22 protein-coding genes are annotated in these 19,429 nt (G+C 75.0%); 11 read left to right on the top strand and 11 right to left on the bottom strand.

The features are described 5' to 3' along the window. Positions 1 to 2: 2 nt before the first annotated feature. A complete protein-coding gene (locus tag GCE86_RS06375) occupies positions 3 to 956 on the top strand; it encodes an SDR family oxidoreductase (protein WP_239542998.1) in 954 nt (317 codons plus the stop codon). Next, positions 953 to 1,750, top strand: a complete 798-nt coding sequence (locus GCE86_RS06370) for an alpha/beta fold hydrolase (protein ID WP_154226065.1) — start codon at positions 953 to 955, stop codon at positions 1,748 to 1,750. The genes GCE86_RS06375 and GCE86_RS06370 overlap by 4 nt, the downstream gene beginning before the upstream one ends. Before the next feature lie 7 nt (positions 1,751 to 1,757). Here the strand turns inward: GCE86_RS06370 and GCE86_RS06365 are convergent, their stop codons facing one another. Continuing rightward, positions 1,758 to 1,982, bottom strand: a complete 225-nt coding sequence (locus tag GCE86_RS06365; RefSeq protein WP_154226064.1) for a hypothetical protein — start codon at positions 1,980 to 1,982, stop codon at positions 1,758 to 1,760. 140 nt (positions 1,983 to 2,122) lie between these two features. Here GCE86_RS06365 and GCE86_RS06360 point away from each other — a divergent pair, with 140 nt between their 5' ends. After that, entirely contained in the window at positions 2,123 to 3,070 is a 948-nt protein-coding gene (locus GCE86_RS06360; RefSeq protein ID WP_154226063.1) for a serine/threonine-protein kinase, read from the top strand. Between the two features lie 72 nt (positions 3,071 to 3,142). Next, entirely contained in the window at positions 3,143 to 3,571 is a 429-nt protein-coding gene (locus tag GCE86_RS06355) for an OsmC family protein (protein WP_154226062.1), read from the top strand. A gap of 4 nt (positions 3,572 to 3,575) precedes the next feature. On the opposite strand, the gene GCE86_RS06350 is transcribed toward GCE86_RS06355, so the two are convergent. Further along, positions 3,576 to 4,526, bottom strand: coding sequence for an endonuclease/exonuclease/phosphatase family protein (locus GCE86_RS06350; protein WP_244317211.1), 951 nt, complete (start codon positions 4,524 to 4,526; stop codon positions 3,576 to 3,578). A gap of 332 nt (positions 4,527 to 4,858) precedes the next feature. Here GCE86_RS06350 and GCE86_RS06345 point away from each other — a divergent pair, with 332 nt between their 5' ends. Further along, a complete protein-coding gene (locus tag GCE86_RS06345) occupies positions 4,859 to 5,695 on the top strand; it encodes a hypothetical protein (RefSeq protein ID WP_244317209.1) in 837 nt (278 codons plus the stop codon). 7 nt (positions 5,696 to 5,702) lie between these two features. Here the strand turns inward: GCE86_RS06345 and GCE86_RS06340 are convergent, their stop codons facing one another. The 5 genes from GCE86_RS06340 to GCE86_RS06320 all read right to left on the bottom strand — a co-directional run bounded on the left by GCE86_RS06340 (position 5,703) and on the right by GCE86_RS06320 (position 10,108). Next, positions 5,703 to 6,191: an ATP synthase subunit B family protein gene (locus GCE86_RS06340; protein ID WP_154226061.1), complete on the bottom strand. Its 489-nt coding sequence runs from the start codon at positions 6,189 to 6,191 to the stop codon at positions 5,703 to 5,705. A 120-nt stretch (positions 6,192 to 6,311) separates the two neighbouring features. Continuing rightward, on the bottom strand, positions 6,312 to 6,758 hold the full coding sequence (locus tag GCE86_RS06335; protein WP_154226060.1) for a response regulator: 447 nt from the start codon (positions 6,756 to 6,758) through the stop codon (positions 6,312 to 6,314). Positions 6,759 to 6,830: 72 nt separating this feature from the next. Beyond that, a complete protein-coding gene (locus GCE86_RS06330; RefSeq protein ID WP_154226059.1) occupies positions 6,831 to 7,178 on the bottom strand; it encodes an STAS domain-containing protein in 348 nt (115 codons plus the stop codon). Between the two features lie 87 nt (positions 7,179 to 7,265). Further along, on the bottom strand, positions 7,266 to 8,315 hold the full coding sequence (locus GCE86_RS06325; protein ID WP_154226058.1) for a cobalamin B12-binding domain-containing protein: 1,050 nt from the start codon (positions 8,313 to 8,315) through the stop codon (positions 7,266 to 7,268). Beyond that, positions 8,312 to 10,108 carry a PP2C family protein-serine/threonine phosphatase gene (locus tag GCE86_RS06320; protein ID WP_154226057.1) on the bottom strand — a complete coding sequence of 599 codons (1,797 nt, stop codon included), beginning with the start codon at positions 10,106 to 10,108 and terminating at the stop codon, positions 8,312 to 8,314. The genes GCE86_RS06325 and GCE86_RS06320 overlap by 4 nt, the downstream gene beginning before the upstream one ends. Positions 10,109 to 10,367: 259 nt before the next feature. Between GCE86_RS06320 and GCE86_RS06315 the strand changes: the two genes are divergently transcribed. Next, positions 10,368 to 10,703, top strand: a complete 336-nt coding sequence (locus GCE86_RS06315; RefSeq protein WP_154226056.1) for an STAS domain-containing protein — start codon at positions 10,368 to 10,370, stop codon at positions 10,701 to 10,703. A gap of 46 nt (positions 10,704 to 10,749) precedes the next feature. Next, entirely contained in the window at positions 10,750 to 11,097 is a 348-nt protein-coding gene (locus GCE86_RS06310; protein WP_154226055.1) for an STAS domain-containing protein, read from the top strand. A 64-nt stretch (positions 11,098 to 11,161) separates the two neighbouring features. Here the strand turns inward: GCE86_RS06310 and GCE86_RS06305 are convergent, their stop codons facing one another. Continuing rightward, positions 11,162 to 11,476, bottom strand: a complete 315-nt coding sequence (locus tag GCE86_RS06305) for a hypothetical protein (RefSeq protein ID WP_091266220.1) — start codon at positions 11,474 to 11,476, stop codon at positions 11,162 to 11,164. 184 nt (positions 11,477 to 11,660) lie between these two features. Between GCE86_RS06305 and GCE86_RS06300 the strand changes: the two genes are divergently transcribed. From GCE86_RS06300 to GCE86_RS06290, 3 genes are all read left to right on the top strand, one after another. Beyond that, positions 11,661 to 12,632, top strand: a complete 972-nt coding sequence (locus GCE86_RS06300) for a DUF2267 domain-containing protein (protein WP_154226054.1) — start codon at positions 11,661 to 11,663, stop codon at positions 12,630 to 12,632. A 71-nt stretch (positions 12,633 to 12,703) separates the two neighbouring features. Continuing rightward, positions 12,704 to 13,495, top strand: a complete 792-nt coding sequence (locus GCE86_RS06295) for a spermidine synthase (RefSeq protein WP_154226053.1) — start codon at positions 12,704 to 12,706, stop codon at positions 13,493 to 13,495. Positions 13,496 to 13,536: 41 nt separating this feature from the next. Then, on the top strand, positions 13,537 to 14,661 hold the full coding sequence (locus GCE86_RS06290; RefSeq protein WP_154226052.1) for an AI-2E family transporter: 1,125 nt from the start codon (positions 13,537 to 13,539) through the stop codon (positions 14,659 to 14,661). An 11-nt stretch (positions 14,662 to 14,672) separates the two neighbouring features. On the opposite strand, the gene GCE86_RS06285 is transcribed toward GCE86_RS06290, so the two are convergent. Both GCE86_RS06285 and GCE86_RS06280 read right to left on the bottom strand, forming a co-directional pair. Continuing rightward, positions 14,673 to 15,971, bottom strand: a complete 1,299-nt coding sequence (locus tag GCE86_RS06285; RefSeq protein ID WP_154226051.1) for an NAD(P)/FAD-dependent oxidoreductase — start codon at positions 15,969 to 15,971, stop codon at positions 14,673 to 14,675. 42 nt (positions 15,972 to 16,013) lie between these two features. Next, positions 16,014 to 18,161 (bottom strand): amylo-alpha-1,6-glucosidase, encoded by a 2,148-nt coding sequence (locus tag GCE86_RS06280; RefSeq protein ID WP_154226050.1) that lies wholly within the window; start codon positions 18,159 to 18,161, stop codon positions 16,014 to 16,016. 171 nt (positions 18,162 to 18,332) lie between these two features. Here GCE86_RS06280 and GCE86_RS06275 point away from each other — a divergent pair, with 171 nt between their 5' ends. Further along, positions 18,333 to 18,491 carry a hypothetical protein gene (locus GCE86_RS06275; protein WP_154226049.1) on the top strand — a complete coding sequence of 53 codons (159 nt, stop codon included), beginning with the start codon at positions 18,333 to 18,335 and terminating at the stop codon, positions 18,489 to 18,491. A 51-nt stretch (positions 18,492 to 18,542) separates the two neighbouring features. On the opposite strand, the gene GCE86_RS06270 is transcribed toward GCE86_RS06275, so the two are convergent. Beyond that, positions 18,543 to 19,076 carry a GNAT family N-acetyltransferase gene (locus GCE86_RS06270; protein WP_244317207.1) on the bottom strand — a complete coding sequence of 178 codons (534 nt, stop codon included), beginning with the start codon at positions 19,074 to 19,076 and terminating at the stop codon, positions 18,543 to 18,545. Positions 19,077 to 19,429 lie beyond the last annotated feature (353 nt).

Genomic DNA, 19,429 nt, shown 5'->3' with positions numbered 1-19,429 from the left:
GCATGTCCATCGACGGTCGTCCCACCGGGCGGCTGGCCGGCAAGGTGGTGCTGGTGACCGGGGCGGCCCGGGGCATCGGCGAGCACACCGCCCGGCTCGCCGCGGCCCGGGGCGCGCGGCTGGCGCTGGTCGGGCTGGAGCCCGACCGTCTCGCCGCGCTCGCCACCGAGCTGGGTCCCGGTCACGTCTGGTTTCCCGCCGACGTCACCGACCAGGCCGAGCTGACCGCCGCGGTCGACGGCACGGTCGCGGCGCTGGGCGGCATCGACGCGGTGGTGGCGAACGCCGGCGTCGCCAACCGGGGCACCATCGCGGTCGGCGACGTCGAGGCGCTGGTCCGCACCGTCGAGGTGAACCTCGTCGGGGTGATGCGCACGGCCGCGGCGACCGTTCCGGCGCTCATCGCCCGCCGGGGCTACCTGCTGATCGTCTCCTCCGCCGCGGCGTTCGCGGCGCTACCCGGGATGGCCGCCTACTGCGCCTCGAAGGCCGGTGTCGAGCATTTCGGCACGGCCATCCGGCTGGAGCTGGCGCACCGCGGGGTGGCCGTGGGCACGGCCCACCCGTCCTGGGTGGACACCGACCTGGTCCGCGAGGCGCGGGCCGACCTGCCGGCGTTCGAGACGGCGCTGGCGAAGCTGCCCTGGCCGATGCGGCGCACCACGACGGTGCAGGAGTGCGCGGAGGCGTTCGTCCGGGCGATCGAGCGCCGGCGGCGCCGGGTCTACGTGCCGCGCGCGGTCGGCGGCGTGCAGGCGGTCCGGTCGTTGCTGGTCAGCCCGCTCGCCGACAGGCTCGTGGGCCGGACCGCCCGAGACACGGTCCCGCTCATCGAGGAGCAGTCCCGGGCGCTCGGACGGGGCTTCGGGGCGAGCACGCCGGAGGTGACGGTGAGCGCGAGGCGTGCCCCGGTTTCGCGCGCCCCGCAGTCGCGAGCAGAGGAGACGCCGCGATGACCGTTCCCGTGGAGGTGGTCTTCGAGCGGCGCGGGGCCGGCGCGCCCCTGGTGCTGCTGCACGGCATCGGCCACCACTGGGCCGCGTGGTCACCGGTGCTGGACCGGCTCGCGGAGGCCCACGACGTGATCGCCGTCGACCTGCCCGGGTTCGGCCGCTCACCGGTGCCCGCCGCCGGCCTGCCCGCCGACATGCCGGGCCTGGTGGCCGGGATCGTCGAGCTGTTCGCGGCGCTCGGGCTGGACCGCCCGCACGTGGCGGGCAACAGCCTCGGCGGCGCCATCGCCCTCGAACTGGCCGCCACCGGTGCGGTCTCCTCGGCCACCGCCCTCTCCCCCGCCGGCTTCTGCACGCCGCGGGAGCTGCGCTGGGCCCTCACCGTGCTCAGCCTGCACCGCAACGCCGCGCGGCTGCCCGAGCCGGTGCTGCGCACACTGTTCGCCAACCCGGCGCTGCGCACCCTCGCGCTGGGCATGATCCTGGCCCGGCCGAACCGGATGGCCCTGGCCGAGGCGCTTGCCGACGCCCGGGCCCTGCGCGACGCGCAGGCCTTCCGGGCGGTGGCTCGGGCCGGCCGGGGATACGCGTTCGCCGGCGCGCCGACCGTGCCGGTGACGGTCGCCTGGGGCACCCGCGACCGGATCCTGCCCTACCGGCAGGCCGCGCTGGCGCGGACCCGGCTGCCCGCCGCCCGGCACCTGGACCTGGCCGGCTGCGGGCACGTGCCGATGCACGACGACCCGGAGCTGGTCGCCTCGGTCATCCTCGGCACCACCGGCGCGCGGGCGGCCTGACCCGGGCTCACTCGGTGTCGCCGAACGGGTAGGTGTGCACGTACCGCATCGTCCAGTCGCTGCCGTCGTGGTGGTGGTCGCGCTCGTAGAGGTGGTCGGCCTCGCCGCCGGGCGGCCGGTCCGGATGACGCAGGATCCACCGCGGCGGGGGCGCCCCGTCCGGGTCGGCGGGCAGGTCCCGGACCAGGTCGTCGGCCGGCCCGCCGACGAACCGCACGCGCACCAGAGCCACGGTCACCCTCCGTCTCGCCGTCGACACGATCCCCTTCCCGCGAAGCTACCCCGCCAGGGGGCGGGAACCCCGGCGGTTTGCCCTGCTCGGGGCCCGGGTAGCGAGACCTGAGGTAACCGGACGAGGGCGAGGAGTGGTCGATGAGGACGCTGGGCGGGCGGTACGAGCTCGAACGGCGCGTCGGCATCGGCGGGATGTCCGAGGTGTGGCGGGCGCACGACCTCGTTCTCGACCGGACCGTCGCGGTGAAGCTGATCTCGCCGGGGCTGGACGGGGAGGCCACCTCGGTGGAGCGGATCCGGGCCGAGGCCCGGTCGGCGGCCCGGCTCGTGCACCCGAACGTGGCCAGCGTGCACGACTTCGGCACGGCCGCACTGCCGGACGGGCGCGCGGTGCCGTACATCGTGATGGAGCTGGCCGAGGGGGAGACGCTCGCCGCCCACCTCCGCCGCGGCCACCTGGACTGGCGGATCGCGGTGCGGGTCTGCGCCGAGGTGAGCGCCGCCCTGGCGGCCGCGCACGCGCACGGCATCGTGCACCGGGACGTGAAGCCGGCGAACGTGATACTCACCCCGGCCGGGGTGAAGGTGCTCGACTTCGGGATCGCCACCCCGGCGGGCGCACCGGACCACACCCCGGACGGGATCGTGATCGGCACGCCCGCGTACCTGGCGCCGGAGCAGCTCGACCGGCAGCCGGCCACCCCCGCCGCGGACATGTACGCCCTGGGCGTGCTCCTCTACTACTGCCTGACCGGTCGCCTCCCGTACGCGGCCGAGAGCACCACCCAGCTGCTCGGTTCGGGCCGGCGTCGGCCGCCGGAGCCGCTGCCCGAGATCGACGGGTTGCCGGCCGAGGCGGCCGACCTGTGCCGGCGCTGCCTCGCCACCGATCCGACCGCCCGGCCGACCAGCCTGATGGCCGCGCTGCTGCTCGCCGAGGTGGTCGACGCCCGGGTCTACGTGCCGATGGCGGCGACGCTGCCCCGCCAGCGCGACGCCGCCGTGTCGCCGTGGACCGAGCGGGCGGCCGCCGAGGCGACCGAGGCGTTCGCCGTCGAGGCGCACACGACCAGCCCGGTGCGCTGACGCGCCTGCTCAGGCGCGGTTTCGCCGGCCGGGGGCCGGGTAGCCGGGCGGGTGAGTGACGGGAGGAACGCGATGCCGGATCCGAGTTCCTGGCTGGCCGAGACGGCCACGGCGACCGCCGCGGGCGGTCACGTACGCACCGATGACGGCGGTCTCTCCTCCGCCCTGGCGTCCCCGTTGGCGCCGCACTGCACGGGGCTGACGCCCGAGCAGCTCCTGGCCGCCGCGTTCGCCTCCTGCCTGCACCACGCGGCGGTGGAGGCGGCCGGCGAGATCACCGACGAGGCGCACACCGTCGAGGTGACCGCGGCCGCGAAGCTGGGCCGCGACGACGACGGCCGGTACCGCGCCGACGTGCACGCCGAGATCTCCTCGGCCGGTCTCACCCGGGACCAGCTGGTCGACCTCGTCGCACACGCGGACCGGCTCTGGCCCTTCTCCAGCGGCGACAACAGCCGGCACCGGCTGACCGTCACCCCGGCGGAGAACGGCCGGCACTGACCGCTCACCAGCGGAAGCCGGCGGTCACCGCCCGGTGGTCGCTGTCCGGGGTGTGCACGACCCCAGCCGTGGTGGGGGTGAGCCCGCGGTAGAGGACGTGGTCCGGGCGGGTCACCGGAAGCTCCGCCGGCCAGGTGAAGCCGAAGCCCTGCCCGGCCTCGGCCTGGGCGTCGTCGAGCAGGCGGGTGAGCGGCCCGAAGACCCGGTCGGTGGTGGCGGTGTTCAGGTCGCCGAGCACCACCAGCCGGGGCGCGTCGTCGGCCCGGACGGTCGCCGCGAGCGCCGCGAGGGTCTCGTCCCGGGTGGCGGTGTGCCCGGCGCGGGCCGAGCCGAGGTGGACCACGTACACCGCCAGGTCGCCCTGCGGGGTGACCACCACGGCCCGCAGCGCGCGCTCCCAGCCGAGGCCGGTGTCCACGCCGTGCGCCTCCCGGATCGGCCAGCGGCTCCACAGCGCGACGGTGGAGACCGCGGCCCGGTGCGGGTAGCGGCCGCCCAGGGCGGCGGCGACGCGGTCGCCGTCGTCGACCTCCTGGAGCCCGATGAGGTCCGGGGCGGCGTCGGCGAGGGCGCCGACCGTGGCGGCCGGGTCGGGATTGCCCGAGCGCAGGTTCTGGCTGGCCACCCGCACTGACGTGGCGCCGGCGCCCGATGCCGGGCGCAGCCAGGCGCCGCCGTAGAGCGCCGCCCAGACCACCGCCGGCAGCAGGACCACGAGCAGGGCCCGGCGGGACCGGCGCAGCAGCGCCGCGAGCGCGAGCAGGGGTACGCCGAGCCCGAGCAGCGGGGTGGCGCTGTCGACCAGGCTGCCGAGGCCGTGCACGTTGGGCACCGCCCGGTGGCCGACCATCAGGACGGCGAGCAGGACCGCGCAGGCGCCGACGACCAGCCCCCGCCGGCGCGGGCGGCCGGCGGGTTCTCCGGCGGTCCGCTCATCGACCATCTGCTCCGTCACCGTCCGCATCGTATCGAGCGGTGGGGCCCTCGGTGACCGTGATCCGGGGTACGCCCGGTCGGTGGTCGCGTGGCACCTCCGACCGACGGACGGACCCCCAGGTGGCGGGCACACCCCTCGTCCGAACAGAGGAGGTCGGGCGGAACTGCGGAGAAGAGGATCACGCGCCTACTTCAGCACGGACTTTCCGACATGAACGGAAAATGCGAATCGCGAGGATGATCGAATTCGTGTTTTACCGAGCGTAATGTGCGGGCGGATCATGGCAAATTGTGGCGCATGCCACCAACTACCCCGATGGCAAGCGCCGGGAAGCTTTCTAGCCTCGGCGGGTGCATGCCGATCACCCCGAAAAGCAGCAGTCGACCGACACGCCACCCGTTCGCCGTACGATCGACCCGGCATCGGCCGAACGGAGGATCGGGCGGCACCGCGCCCCGGAGCCGGCCCGGCGCGGACCGGTCCGCTCCACTCCCGCCCGGGTCGCCGTCGCCACCGGCGTCACCTGCTGCCTCGGTCTGATCGGCGTCGTCGGCGCCCGGGAGACCGGCCAGCACCACGAACCGGTCCGTGAGGTGCTCGCCGACCGGGCGGCCACCGAGCAGCGGGCCTCCCGGGACTTCGAGCGGGCCGCCCCGCCGGTCGCGATCCCGGTCACCCCGATCCCCGTCGCCACCCCGAGCCCGACGCCCACGAAGAAGAAGACCCCGAAGAAGCCCGTCCGCCCGAAGCATCCCCGCCCCGTCGCCGGGCTGGACCAGCGGCAGATGGACAACGCCAAGAGCATCGTCGACACCGGCCTGGCCATGAAGATGCCCCGCCGGGCGCTCGTGGTGGCCGTGGCCACCGCCATGCAGGAGAGCAACCTCTACAACCTGGCCAGCGACGTGCTCCCCGAGTCGTTCGACTACCCGCACCAGGGCAGCGGCTCCGACCACGACTCGGTCGGCCTGTTCCAGCAGCGGCCCAGCAGCGGCTGGGGCACCGTCGCCGAGTGCATGCGCCCGGCGTACGCGGCCCGCGCCTTCTTCACCGCGCTGAACGAGGTGCCGGGCTGGACCGAGATGAGCCTCACGGCGGCCGCCCAGGCGGTGCAGGTCTCCGCCTTCCCCGACGCGTACGCGCAGCACGAGGAGCGCGCGACCACGGTGGTGGCGGCGCTGGTCTGAGCGGGGCTCAGGCGGCGCTGCGCTCGCCGGCACCGCCGGTCGGCACGCCCGCGGCGGCGGTCGGCGTGTCCGGGGGCACCGTGTCGCCGCGTACCCCGGCGAGGATCTCGTCGACGCGGGCCTCGCGCCGGCGGCGGGCCAGCAGCGCCGCCTCGAAGTCGCGGCGCGCCCGGACGGCGTCGGCGTAGGCCTGCTCGCGGACCTGGCGGGCCTCCTCCCGGGCGGCCTCCAGCTCGCCACGGGCCTCGGCCAGCAGCCGGGCGGCCTCCCGCTCGGCGGCCGTGCCGGCGGCCGGGTCGCCGTCGACGGCGGCCGTGCGGCGGCGCAGGAAGTCGCAGAGGTGGGCCGCGTCCTCCCGGATCAGGTCCCACTCGCGGCCGGCGCCGGCGGCGCTCTCCGCGCGCGCCGCGAGCCGGACCAACCGGATTCCCAGCTCGTCCAGGCAGGAGTCCACCTGCCGCTGGTCGTAGCCGGTCTCAACGACGGAGAACCTCATCCTGTGTCGCCCCCCAGGCAGCCGGTGTCACGTCCCCACCTGACGATCCTGGGCGGCCACGGCCACGGCCGCGGCGGTTCCCGGAAATTGTTCAGCATCCGGACGTCCGGACGAAACCGGTCAGGGGTGCTTGGGGAGCACGACCACCCGGCCGAAGAACTCGTCGATGCGGCGGACCACGTCGTTGAAGTCGTCCAGGTCGATCGGCTTCGTCACGTACGCGTTGGCCTGGAGGGTGTAGCTGCCGAGGATGTCGGTGTCGGCGTTGGAGGTGGTCAGCACGACGATCGGGATGGTGCGCAGGTCCTCGTCCCGCTTGACCTCGCCGAGCACCTGGCGACCGTCCATACGCGGCATGTTCAGGTCGAGCAGGATGACGTCGGGCCGCTGGGCCTCGGTGTGCCGGCCCTCGCGGCGGAGGAACTCCATCGCCTCCTGGCCGTCGTTGACGACGTCGATGACCTTCTCGACGTCCGAATCCTCGAGGGCCTCCTCGATCATCAGGACGTCGCCCGGGTCGTCGTCCACCACCAGGATGCGAACGGGGCTCGGGGTGCCATGACCCATGGGACTACCTGCTTCGTCTCGGAGGTGGAGCGCCGACGGCGAGGTCGACTGCTGGCGGGGAAATCTATCCGATCAGGAGGCGGCCGGAGTGGCCGGGTCGGCCGGCTCCGCCTCGTGTCGCAGCACCTCGGCCAGCCCGGTCACCTGGAGCACCCGGGCGACCCGGCCGGTCGCCCCGGTGATCCGCAACCAGCCCCCGTCCGCGGCGGCGAGGTTGTCGCCGCGGACGAACGCGGCGATGCCGGTCGAGTCGCAGAAGGTCAGCTCGGCAAGATCCAGCAGCAGCTCACGGTGGCCCTCGGCGAGCAGCCGGTCGATGGCCGCGTTGAGCTCGGGCGCGGTGCCCAGGTCGAGCTCACCCGCGAGCCGGAGGCGGGCCGGAGAGCCGTCCCGCTGGCCGTACGCGACGGTGAAGGTCACCGTGGCCCCTCTCGATCCCACCGCAGGCCGACCCTTGCAGTGCAGCAAGTATAAGCAGGTCCGGCCGCCGCGCCCGCACCCCGACGGTCACCGTTCCGGCGCGGCGGACAGGCCGCCGACCAGCGCCCGGGCCCGGTCGAGGAACCGCTCGGCCCGCGGGAAGTCGTGCAGCCGCTGTCCATAGTGGTCGAGGGTGCGGGCGACCGCGCCGGCGGGGACCCGGCGGCTCACGAGGATCTCCACCAGCCACTCGACGAACTCGGTGAAGAGGGTCTCGTCGTCGACGTAGAGGGCGGCGGACAGGAAGTCGACGATGTAGCCGAGGTCGCTGACGGTCGAGTCGAGCTGCGCCGGGGTGTAGTCGCGCACCCCGGGCACCCGCTCCCGCAGGTCGGCCAGGGCGCTGTCGATCAGCTCACCGCGCCGCTTGGCCAGGCTCGCGTACTCGTCGTCGGCGAGGTGGTCGAGCCGGGCCGGCGGCACGGCGCGCAGCGCCCGCTCGTCGGCGACCAGGTCGGCGGCGGTCGGCGCGTCCGGCGCCCAGGGCACGCCGAGCACGCGGGCCCAGCGGCCGTCGCCGCCGAAGCCGCGCCCGCCCACCACCACCGGCACGTCGGAGCGCCGGCACGCCTCGATCATGCGGTGCGCGTGCGGCAGCCGCATCGGCAGCGCGCAGGCGAGGGCGACCGCGTGCGCGTCGTACCGGTGCAGGTAGGACACCAGGTGGGCGGCGGGCACGCTGGCCCCGAGGAAGGTGATCTGCCAGCCGCGCAGCCGCAGGACCTCGGCCACCAACCGGGCGGGCAGCGCGTGCCACTCGCCGTCCATGCAGGCGACCACGATCCGGCCGCGGGTGGGCCGGGGGTCGACGTACGCGGCCACGGCCGCCACCACCCGTTCGCTGATGTGGGTGGCGGCGTGCTCCTGGGCCACGCTCCACTCGTCGCGCGCCCACCGCTCCCCCACCTCGGCCTGGGCCGGAGCCACCAGGTCCAGCAGCACCCGCTCGGCCGGCACGCCGGCCTCCAGCAGCCCGCGGGCCACCTCGACGGCGGCGTGCTCGTCGGCCTCCGCGAGGCACTCCAGGTAGCCGGGAAAGGCCTGGGCCGGGTCGGCCTCGGTGGTCGTGGCGGTCACGCGTCGGTCTCCCTCGTTCGGTCGGTGCCGACCGGCTCGGGCACCGCGTGCAGGTGCCGCCCCGGGCGGCCCGGGCTCGTCGCCCGCAACGCGAGCACCGCGATGTCGTCATGGTCGCTGTGGCCGAGCCAGTCACAGGTCACCTGCTCGACCCGCTCGGCCAGCGCCGGGGCCGGCATCCGGTGGCAGCCGGTCACCGCGTGCAGCAGCCGCTCGGCGCCGAACTGCTCGTCACCCCGCCGGCCGTCGCGCGCCTCGGTCACCCCGTCGCTGTAGAGCAGGCAGGTCTCGCCCGGGACCAGGTGGACGGTGACCTCGCCGATGCGGGGATCCGGCACCACGCCGATCAGCATCCCGCTCAGCGGCACGACCTCCACCTCGCCGGAGGCCCGCAGCACCAGTGGCGGGAGGTGACCGCCGCCGGCCATGGTCAGGGTGAGCCCGCCGTCGCGGTGGGGGCGCACCACGCCCAGCACCATCGTGGCGAACCGGCCCTGCCCGTGCGCCTGGGTGGTCTCCAGCAACGCGTCGTTGAGCAGCTTCAGCAGCCGCCCCGGCTGCGACTCGACCCGGTGCAGCGCGTGCAGGCACTGGCGGAGCTGGCCGGTGAACACGGCGGCCTCCACGCCCTTGCCGGAGACGTCGCCGAGGAAGAAGACCGACCCGCCGTCGACGAGCCGGTGTGAGCCGTAGAAGTCACCGCCGATCCGCAGCCCGGCCTGCGCCGGCCGGTAGGCGGTGCCCCACTGCACGCCCTGGGCCGCCGCCGGCTCGACGGGCAGGAGGCTGGCCTGCAGGGTGTCGGCCACCTCGGCCTGGTCGCGGTAGAGCAGAGCGGTGGTGAGCGCGGCGCCCGCCCGGGCCGCGAAGGCGCGGACCAGGTCGAGGTCGGCCTCGTCGTACCAGCGGCTGGCCCGGCGGGCGACCAGCAGCACGCCCACCGGGGTCTCCCGGCCGGGCAACGGCACCACCCGCGCCGTGGCGCCGGCCTCCTCGAGCCCGGGCAGCCAGCCCGCCTCGACGGCCTGCTCGACCAGCCAGTCCAGGGCGTGCGGCTCGGCGCCGCCGAGCCCCTCCTCGATCGCCGACGGCAGCGCCGCGGCGGCGAGGACGCCGCTGTCCACGGCCGGCGACGGCTCCAGGTCGCGGCGCGGCGTCAGACGCGCCGAGCTGGAGTTGTCGCCGTCGTCGGCGCGCACCGCCCGCCACCACCGGGCCCGGCCGGAGCGGGGGGCCAGCACCAGCACGGCGACGTCGGCCACGGTCGGCACGGCCAGCCGGACCACCGCGGCGGCGGCGCGGTCGGGGTGCAGGGGGTTGCCGAGCTTCTCGCCGACCACGGCGAGGAACGCCGAGCGGGCCCGCTCGGCGAGCAGCGCGTCGGCGCGGCTGACGCTCTCGGTGACGTCCTCGACGTACCAGCAGCGACGACCGGCGGAGAGCGGGACCCGGCGCAGCCGCAGTCGCCGGCCGTGATGGGTGAACTCGCCCGGGTCGTCGCCGCCGAGCGCGGGAACGCCGGCCGCGGCGAGGACCTCGCCGGGCGCCACCTCGGGGACCAGCCGCTCGGCCACCGGGCTGAGATGCCGCACCACCCCGTCGGCGTCGCAGACGATCAGGCCCTCGCGGAAGTGCTCCACCACCGCCGACCAGTCGGGGCTGGCCGGGCCGCGGTCCGGGGCCAGGGGCGGCAGGACCGGCTCGGACGGGGACCACGCCCGAGCCCGTCGGGCACCCGGCGTGGAGATCCGTCCGTCGCCCGGGTCAGCACCCCTGACGTCGGCAGCAGTCACCAGCTGAGCCCCACTCCTCGTCGATACCCGCGGTCCACCGGAAGCGGCGCGTATGGTCAAATCTCTCCGCCCACCCTACGCCGGTGTGCCGGTACCGCCACCCCACGGCCGACCGCCCGGCCTGCGGACTCGCCATCCGGCGGGCCCGTTCCGGGCTTGTTACGATCCGGGAAGGACCCGGCCCCGGCCGGCAGCGCGGAGAGGCGTGATGGTGGCACCCCGACGGAGAACGCCTGAGGCGACACCACTCACCATCTCCGTGGACCGCTCCGACCCGGGCACGCCGGCCATCCGGATCGGCGGCGACCTGGCCTTCGCCACGGCCGCCCCGCTGCGCACCGAGGTCGACCGGCTGCTGGCCGAGGCCCCGCGGACGCTCGTGCTCGACTTCCGTGACCTGATCTTCATCGACAGCACCGGCCTGTCGGTGATCGTGCACGCCTGGCGGCACGGCCAGCAGAGCGGCACGGCCATCCAGCTCCGGGAGACGCCCCGCTTCCTGGCGACCCTCCTCGAGATGACCGGCGTGGCCGGCCTGCTGGCCCGGCCGCAGGCCGACGGCCGGTCCGTACCGGACTCGTCCGCCCTTGCCTGAGCACCCCGGGGTTTCCCGGACCGGGCCGAGCTGGAAACATGGCCGTATGCCCGCGCAGCTGCTGACCATCGAGGTGGACCGGCTCGACGCCGGACGTGCCCGCCTCCGGCTGACCGGCGAGCTGGATTTCGACACGGCGCCGGAGCTCGTCGCCGTCGCCGCCGAGCTGCGCCGCGACGGGTGCCAGGAGCTGCTGCTCGACTTCGCCGGGGTGGCGCTCTGCGACTCCTCCGGCCTCAGCGCCCTGGTGGTCATCCACCGGGCCGGCGCCGGTCCGGTGCGGCTGGACGCCGTGGGCCCGCAGGTGCGGCAGCTGCTCGACCGCACGGGGCTGGCCGAGTTGCTCGCCGTCCCGCCGCCCGGGGAGACCGGGGCCACCCGCGAGGCCGGCTGACCGCCCGGAAACGGGAGGTGGCCCCCGACCCTGGGACCAGGGGCCGGGGGCCGGGGAGGGTGGCTCAGGCGGCCGGGGTGGCCTGCAGGCGCGGGCCGGACTCGCGCAGCTCCCCCACCGTGGGCGACGCCGCGTCCTCCGGCGTGCCCGAATCGGGCGTCTGGAACAGGTAACGGACGAACTCCCCACCCGCCTCGTTGTCGTCGGCTCCCGGCCACTGCCCCACACAGTCGACGCCGACGACCTCACGTCCGGTGCCGTCGATCTCCTCCAGCAGCGCCCAGAGGGTCACCGGGTAGCTGCGGGTGCCACCCGGGTCGACCTGCCACCGGGCGTACCAGCCGGGCCGGGCGGGGACGATCTCCACGATCCGTTTCATGACGACCTGCCCTTCCGCGTGCGTCGGAAGTTCTTCCGGTCCACCACGATCGTGCGGCCCCCCGGGGTGACCGGTCCTCACCCGCAGCGAGTGAAGCGGCCGGTCCGCCGGCAGCCGTTTCCTTCCCGGCAGCGCCGGGAAGGCGACCGGCGCAAGCGCAACCGACCAGGAACGAGGTGCGACGATGCGCAAGCAGATGGAGGGCGACAACCAGCGCCGCCGGGCCCTGGCCCGGGACGCGCGGGAACGCGGCCAGTTCCCCAGCCAGACCGGCGCCAGCCTGAGCGCGTCCAAGCAGATCACCTCGCTGGACCGGCGCGAACGGTCCGGCCCGCCGCCGGCCGGCCGGCGCAAGCCGGACACGACGCGCGGTGGTCCCGCGCCGCCGCCCGCGGCCGTCGCGGAGCGCCCGCGCCCGCTGCCCGACGAGCGGCCGCCCCCGGTGACCACGCTGGGCTACCGGGATCTCGTCGGCGACGTGAGCCGGCGGGCGGGTGTCGACTTCTTCACCGCCAAGGTGGCGGCGGAGGCGACCGTGCTCGCGCTGGCCGGGGCGCTCGACGAGGCCGAGCGGGAACGGCTGCTCGAGGCCGTGCCGATGAAGCTGCACGACGTGGTGCCGGTGGAGGGCATCGAGCGGCGGCGCGACCTGCCCGGCTTCCTCGACGAGGTGGGCCGGCACAGCCGCCTCACGCCCGAGCAGGCCCGCTACCAGGCGCAGGCCACCCTGGCCGCGCTCGCCGACGCGGACGGCGAGCTGGTCGAATCGCTGCGCGTACCGGACGGGTTGCGGGACCTGCTCGCGCCCCCGGAGCCCGGCGGCGGCCTGGTGGGCGCCACGTCCGCCACCGCCCCGCTGGACGAGCAGGAGCTGCGCGACGCGCTCGCCCAGCTGCCGTACTGGTCCAGCGACCGGCAGTCGCTGGTGCGCACCATCGAGCTGCCGACCGGTAACCTGGACCGGGTGCTCGACCGGCTCGACCAGCTCCGGGTCGAGGCCGGGCGCGGCCCGCAGATCGGCCGGCCCGACGCGGACAGCGCCGTGCTCACGGTGCGCAGCCAGCAGGTCGACGGAGTGACGGCCTCGGACGTGGACCTGGCCCGGCGGGTCGACGGCGCGATCGACGAGGCCGGCGCCGGGATGGCCGCCGGCTGAGCCGAGGACGGGTCCGGGCCGGTGGGCGTCGCGCCCGCCGGCCCGCCGTGGCCCGGGTAGCGTTGCCGGCCGTGGAGAGCGACGCCGAGGCCCTGGAGATCGTCGTCGACTCGGCCCGGCCCACCGGCCGGACGCTGCTCGCCGCCGGCGTCGAGCAGTCCTACGTCGACGTCGCGGACCCGCGCCACCTGCACTTCGAGTACGTACGGCGGATGGCCGCCGTGGTCGACCTGGCGGCACCGCCGGGCCGGCCGCTCGCCGCCCTGCACCTGGGCGGCGGGGCGCTCAACCTGCCGCGCTGGCTGGCCGCCACCCGCCCCGGCTCCCCGCAGCGCGTGATCGAGCGGGACCCGGCGGTGGTCGACCTGGTCCGCCGCGAACTGCCCCCGCTGCCGGCCGAGGTGGTCGTCGAGGTCGGCGACGCCCGGGACGCGGTCACCGCCGCCCCGGCCGGGGCGTACGACGTGGTGCTCGCCGACGTCTACCGGGCGGCGCGGATGCCCCGGCACGTGGCCAGCGTGGAGTTCGCCGCCGCGGTGGCCCGGGTGCTCCGTCCGGACGGCGTCCTCCTGGTCAACGTCACCGACCTGCCGCCGCTGGTGCACGCCCGGACCCAGGTGGCCACGCTGCGGGCGGTCTTCGCCGACGTGTGCCTGGTCGCCGACCGGCGGATGCTGCGCGGCCGGCGGTACGGCAACCTGGTGCTCGCCGCCGCCCCCCGCCCCGAGCGGCTGCCGGTACGCCGGCTCGTGGCCCGCGCCGCCGGCGACCCGGTGCCCGGGGGCGTGCTGCATGGGGCGACCCTGGACGCGTTCGTCGCCGGCACCCGGCCGGCCACCGACGCCTCCCTGACCGAGCGCTGACCGGCGGGTTTCCGTTGGTCCCGGGCGGGTAGCCGCGCCGGATGAGCAACGCCGACGACCGGTACACCGCCCGCCGGGCGCTCATCGTGATCGGTCTGGTGCTCGCCACGCTGATCGGGCTCGGCCTCATCTGGGCGACCCGGCGGGTGCTGGTCTGGGGGCTGGTCGCGGCGTTCCTCGCGGTGGCCCTGAAGCCCCTCGTCGACCGGGTGGAGCGTCGGCTCGTGCGGCACCGGGCGCTGGCCACCCTGCTGGTCTTCCTGGCCACCTTCGTGCTGCTCGCCGCGCTGGGGACGGTCATCGTGCTGCCGCTCGTGGACGAGGTGGGCCGGTTCGCCGATCGGGCGCCCGGGCTGCTGCGCGAGGCGCGGGCGGGGCGGGGACCGGTCGGTGAGCTGTTGAACCGCTTCCACCTGCGCCGGTACGCCGACGCCCACGCGGACCAGCTCCAGCGCTACGGCGCCCGGCTCGGCCAGCCGGCCGTCGGGGTGGTCCGCAGCGTGCTGGAGATCGTCGCCGGGGTGCTCACCGTGGTGGTGCTGGCGTACCTCATGGTGCTGGAGGCTCCGAAGATCATCGCGGGGACGCTCAAGCTGGTCGGCGACGGCGCGGCGGTGCGGCTGCGGCGCATCGGCCAGGACTCCTCCCGGATCATCACCGGCTACCTCAGCGGCAACCTGGCGATCAGCGTGATCTGCGGCGGCCTGACCTTCGCCGTGCTCTTCGTCACCGGGGTGCCGTTCGCCGGCGTGATCGCCCTCGTGGTGGCGCTGACCGACCTCGTGCCGCTGGTCGGCGCCACCATCGGCGCGATCGTCGCGGCCGGGGCCGGGTTCCTGCACTCCCCCACGGCGGGCGTGGTCGTGCTGGTCTTCTTCGTGGTCTACCAGCAGGTCGAGAACCACTTCCTGCAACCGGTCATCATGGCCCGCGCGGTCCGGCTGAACCCGCTGACCGTGCTGGTCAGCGTGCTGCTCGCCGCCGAGCTGGCCGGCCTGGTCGGCGCTCTGCTGGCCATCCCGGCGGCCGGGATCGGCCAGGTCCTGCTGCGCGAGTTCGCCCGCAGCGGCCGCCAGGCCCTGCCGGTGCCGGCCACCGCCGGTCCGGACGCGAGGGCCGGCGGTCGGGGTCCCACCGAGGAGAGCCCGCCGCCGGCCGGCGGTTGAGTCCGGTCGGGTCAGCCGCGACGCACCACCTCGGGCGACTCGCTCTCCAGCGGCACCGCGTTCGCCGGGACCAGGCCGAGCTGCACGGCGGGCCGGGTCAGGGCGGCGTCGAGCAGCCAGTCCGCGCCGACCCGGGCCCGGTTGCTGGGCATGGCGTACAGGTGGTAGCCGCGGGTGACCGTCTTGGCGGGCAGGCCGGCGAGCGGCACGTGCAGCGGGTTGGCGGCCGCCTCCTTGCCGCCGAGATCGACCACCCAGCCCAGGTCGCGGTGCTTGTACGGCTTGCGGGTGCCCTGCCCGTAGGAGGCGGCGATGTTGTGCGCCGCCAGCTTGCCCTGCCGCTGCGCGTGCTGGGCGGTCATGGCGCAGATCTGCCCGGGGCGGGTCGGGTCGGGCACGGCCGCCGCGTCGCCGCAGGCGAACACCTCCGGGTAGCCGGGGACGTTGAGGTACTCGTCGGTCACCAGGCGCCCCTTCTCGGTGCGCAGCCCCAGCTCGGCGACGAACGGGTCGGGGCGCACCCCGACGCACCAGACCAGGCTGCACGTCGGCACGTACTCGCCGTCGGTCAGCAGCACCCCGTCCGGGGTGGCCTCGGAGACGGAGGTGCCCATCCGCACGTCGACCCCGCGCCGGCGCAGCACCCGGTCGGCCGTGACGGACAGCCGCTGGTCCAGCTCGGGCAGCACGCGCGGGGCCACGTCCAGCAGCATCCAGCGGGGACGCACCTTGAGGTGGGGCCGCTGGGCCATCATCCGGTCGGTGAAGAGCTGGCCGTGCGCGGCCACCTCGGTGCCGGTGTAGCCCGCGCCGACCACCACGAACGTGGTCCGGGACCGCTGCTCGACCGGGTCCTCCGCCAGCTCGGCCAGCTCGAGCTGGCGGACCACGTGGTCGTGGAGGTAGAGCGCCTCGGGCAGGCCGCGGAAGCCGTGCGCGTACTCGGTCACCCCGGGGATCGGCAGCAGCTTGTTGACGCTGCCGACGGAGAGCACCAGCCGGTCGTAGGCGAGCTGGCCGTGGTCCCCCTCCGCGGAGCGGTAGCCGACCCAGCGGTTCTGCAGGTCGACCCGGTCCGCCTCGCCGATGACCACCCGGACGCCGTCGAGGGTGCCGGCGAGCGGCACGGCGATCCGGGTGGGCTCGACCACCCCGGCGGCGACCTCGGGCAGCAGCGGCAGGTAGAGGAAGTAGTCGGTCGTGTTCAGCAGGACGATCTCGGCCCGCTCGCCGGCCCGCCGGCTCAGGGCCTTCGCCGCGTGGTATCCGGCGAACCCGGCCCCCACGATCACCACACGAGGTTTCGTCATGCCTGCTGCCGTTCCCGTCGAGGACCCCGACAAACGTGGCCCTCAGTCCGCGGAAAGCCGCACGTACCCCTTGCGGCCCACCGCCTCGAGGTCCCAGGACTGCCCGAAGGCCTGTAACCGGTCGACGGCGATCCGGCCGATCTCCGGCGGGATGTCGGGGTCGAGGACCAGCCGGCCGTCGACCGGGTTGAGGTTGAGCATCGCCCGGGCCAGGGCCAGCGGAGTGGCGCTCGCCCAGGCCTGCGGGCTGCACGCGGTCGGGTACGGCACGGCGAAGAGCAGGCGCTCGCGCGGGTACCCGCTGAGCGCCTCGGGAAGCCGGTAGCCGAACTGCTCCGCCACCTCGATCAGTGCCAGGCCGATCCGGTTCGCCTCCGCCCGGTACCCGTACCGGGCCAGCCCGAGGACGGCGAGAGAGTTGTCGTGCGGCCACACCGTGCCGTGGTGGTAGCCGAGCGAGTTGAACAACGCGTCCTCGCGCGACAGGGTGCGGATGCCCCAGCCGGAGAAGGAGTCCTCCGCCATCAGTTGCCGTACCACCCGGTCCGCCCGCTCCGGTGGCACGATGCCGCTCCAGAGCAGATGGCCCATGTTCGACGTCTTCGAGTCGATCCGGTTCTTGTCGCCGTCCAGGCCGACGGCGTAGAAGCCACCCCGCTCCTCGATCCAGAAATCGCGGTTGAACCGGTCGTAGAGCCGACCGGCGTCCGCGCGCAGCCGCCGGGCCAGGGCCGGGTCGTCCAGGGGGCCGTCGGCGAGCTCGGCGAGCCGCAGCTTCGCGTCGTAGCCGTAGCCCTGGATGTCGGAGGTGGCGATCGGCAGCACCGGGATCCGGCCGTCGTGGAAGACGACGCCGTTCGGCGAGTCCCGCCAGCACTGGTTCCCGAGGCCCTCCGGCGAGCGGGTGGCGTACTCGACGTAGCCGTCGCCGTCCCGGTCCCCGTAGTGGTCCATCCAGTGGAGGGCGGCCATCGCGTTGTCCCGCAGGCTACGCACGAGGTCGTCGTCCCGGCTCCACCGCCAGTACTCGGACAGGAGGATCAGCCAGAGCTGGGTGGCGTCGGCGGTGCCGTAGTACGGGCCGTAGGGCTTCAGCCCGGTCCGGGTCAGTTCCCCGCTGCGGACCTCGTGCAGGATCTTGCCCGGCTCCTCGTCGGTGAAGTCGTTGCAGCGGTCGCCCTGCAGGCGGGCCAGGGCGAGCAACGTGCCCCGCGCCAGGCTCGGACCGGCGACCAGCGTGTGGTACGCGGTGATCAGGGTGTCCCGGCCGAAGACGCTCAGGAACCACGGCAGTCCCGCACTGGGCAGCGTGATCCGCTGTCCCTTGACCTCCAGCTCGAGCCGGAGGGCGGCGATGTCCTGGCCCGACCGGTACATCGTCCGCTCCAGCGCCTGGTTGTCGCTGTACAGCGCGGCTCGCCCGGCCATCCAGTTCCGGAACGGGTCGGGCACCCGCTCGTGGACCACGTCGGCGATGTCTCCCCCGACCGACTCGACCACGCCGAGGCCCGGCGGCAGCGGAACGTCCAGGTCGACCTGCCACTCCTGCCGATGGTGCAGCTCCAGCTCCCACACCAGTTCGTCGCCCTCGACGCGGTCCGCCGGGCGGGAGGAGCAGATCCGGGTTTCGGCGGAGAAGTCCTCGGCCGCGTACGTGAAGCAGAGCTGGTCGGGCGTGTGCCGGCGGGTGATCTGTGCGGAGCGGTCCCGGACCCCGGACTTGACCTCGAAGAGGTCGGCGAAGTCGGCGGCCGCCGCCAGGCGCAGCTCGATGCGGACCGGTTCGGGCTGGTACGACACCACCTCGATCCGCTCGCGGAAACTGCTACCGACGTAGCGCAGCCGGCGGAACCCGAGGCCGTTCGCTGGGAGGCCGGGCAACTCGGGGCTGGCGAGCGCGAACTGGGCCGAGTAGTGCTGGAGGATCTCCGAGCGGAGCACGAGCAGGCGCTGGCCGTTCACCGTGAGCACCCACCCGCTGAGCAGGCGCGTGTCGAGGTGGACGAGACCACCGATGCTGCCGGGCGGCACGTCGCCGGACGGCTCCGAGTACATGAAGGTGGGGCCGTTCAGGACGGCGATGGATTCGGCGCCCAGCTCGGGCGGGATGGATCGCTGGTCCCCGCTCGCGCGGGCGGGGGCAAGCACGCCCGGCGTCGGGTCGGCCGGAGTCGGACGCACGACAGCCATGCGCCGACGGTAGGAGGAGTGCGGGCGAGGGTGGCATCACCCGTTCCGGATGAATCGCCAGGCTGATCCATGCCTGACCAGGCTGACCCGGACCGGGTGGGGTCGCCTCACCCGGTCGGGGCGGAGGGTGGTGGGAGCGCGAGAGTCGATCCCGACAGAGGGGAGCCACCGATGAGCATCCTGCCAGCCGAGCGACGGGAGTCCCACTACCGGCAGCAGAGCGGTCGTCCGCAGCTCACGCCCCGGCAGCGCCGGCGCGTCGAGCACAAGGAGGCGAAGCGGCAGCGCCTGACCGGGCAGCGCCCGCAGGATCGGGGGCCCGGCCGCTGAGGTCCGACGACGCCGGTGGCGGCCGCCGTTCCGGCGGTCGCCGCCGCGCCGTCAGCCCCGCTCCGGCCCGGGCGCGGTGATCGCCCAGCGCTCGTGGTCCCGCCAGGCGCCGTCGATGAACAGGTAGTCCGGCGAGAAGCCCTCCAACCGGAACTCGAGGCGCTGGGCCAGCCGCTTCGACGGCTCGTTGCCCGGCTGGATGTTCGCCTCCAAGCGGTGCAGCCCGAGCACCGTGAACGCGTGCTCGATCACCAGCCGGATCCCGGCCGAGGCGTGCCCGGTGCCGGCGTACGGCCGGAAGGCGGCGTAGCCGAGGTAACCGCCGCGCAGCGCGCCCAGGACGATGCCGCTGATGTTCGCGTACCCGGCGATCGCGCCGGTGGCCCGGTCGCAGAGCAGGTACCCGGAGCCGTCCCGCCCCCGGATCTTGCGCAGGTACGCCGCGTACCGCTCGGCGTCGTCCGGCGCGGAGAGCCACGGATGGTGCAGGTCGCGGCTGCGCCGGGCGGCGGCCACGAACTCCGCCTCGTCGGTGGGGCGGGGACGGCGGATCGCGACACGGCCGTCGCTGCGCAGGTACCTCACGGTGAGCCACTCTCGGCCACCCGCCCGGCCGCTGTCCAACCGGGGTCGCGCCGCGCGCGAAGAAGCCCTAGCGTGGCAGCCGAGGACGGGAGGCCGATCATGAGGACTGCTCCACTCGGCACGGTGCTGGTTCCCGCTTCGCCGCCGGGCCAAGCGGTGTCCTGACCGGCGCGGCGCCGCCGCCCGACCGACACCGCCACCCTCGCCGCGAAGCGATCCGGTGATCCGCCCTGCGCGGATCCCGACGTCCCGGCGTGCCCCGCACGCCACCACCATCGCTTCCGAGGGAGTTCCTCGTGTTTCCGGACGACCCGTCCGGGCGCCCCGCCGCGCCCGGACCACGCACCCCTGCC

The sequence above is a fragment of the Micromonospora terminaliae genome (assembly GCF_009671205.1).
Lineage (GTDB): Bacteria > Actinomycetota > Actinomycetes > Mycobacteriales > Micromonosporaceae > Micromonospora > Micromonospora terminaliae.
The sequence above is the reverse complement of the archived record's forward strand: the minus strand, read 5'-3'. Positions and strand labels throughout refer to the sequence as shown.

Excerpts from the sequence above, each read along its gene's own strand:
- GCE86_RS06305 (WP_091266220.1), bottom strand. The coding sequence starts at position 11,476 with ATGAAACGGATCGTGGAGATCGTCCCCGCCCGGCCCGGCTGGTACGCC.
- GCE86_RS06360 (WP_154226063.1), top strand. The coding sequence starts at position 2,123 with ATGAGGACGCTGGGCGGGCGGTACGAGCTCGAACGGCGCGTCGGCATC.
- GCE86_RS06275 (WP_154226049.1), top strand. The coding sequence starts at position 18,333 with ATGAGCATCCTGCCAGCCGAGCGACGGGAGTCCCACTACCGGCAGCAG.
- GCE86_RS06310 (WP_154226055.1), top strand. The coding sequence starts at position 10,750 with ATGCCCGCGCAGCTGCTGACCATCGAGGTGGACCGGCTCGACGCCGGA.
- GCE86_RS06340 (WP_154226061.1), bottom strand. The coding sequence starts at position 6,191 with ATGAGGTTCTCCGTCGTTGAGACCGGCTACGACCAGCGGCAGGTGGAC.
- GCE86_RS06355 (WP_154226062.1), top strand. The coding sequence starts at position 3,143 with ATGCCGGATCCGAGTTCCTGGCTGGCCGAGACGGCCACGGCGACCGCC.
- GCE86_RS06375 (WP_239542998.1), top strand. The coding sequence starts at position 3 with ATGTCCATCGACGGTCGTCCCACCGGGCGGCTGGCCGGCAAGGTGGTG.
- GCE86_RS06290 (WP_154226052.1), top strand. The coding sequence starts at position 13,537 with ATGAGCAACGCCGACGACCGGTACACCGCCCGCCGGGCGCTCATCGTG.
- GCE86_RS06280 (WP_154226050.1), bottom strand. The coding sequence starts at position 18,161 with ATGGCTGTCGTGCGTCCGACTCCGGCCGACCCGACGCCGGGCGTGCTT.
- GCE86_RS06370 (WP_154226065.1), top strand. The coding sequence starts at position 953 with ATGACCGTTCCCGTGGAGGTGGTCTTCGAGCGGCGCGGGGCCGGCGCG.
- GCE86_RS06285 (WP_154226051.1), bottom strand. The coding sequence starts at position 15,971 with ATGACGAAACCTCGTGTGGTGATCGTGGGGGCCGGGTTCGCCGGATAC.
- GCE86_RS06335 (WP_154226060.1), bottom strand. The coding sequence starts at position 6,758 with ATGGGTCATGGCACCCCGAGCCCCGTTCGCATCCTGGTGGTGGACGAC.
- GCE86_RS06300 (WP_154226054.1), top strand. The coding sequence starts at position 11,661 with ATGCGCAAGCAGATGGAGGGCGACAACCAGCGCCGCCGGGCCCTGGCC.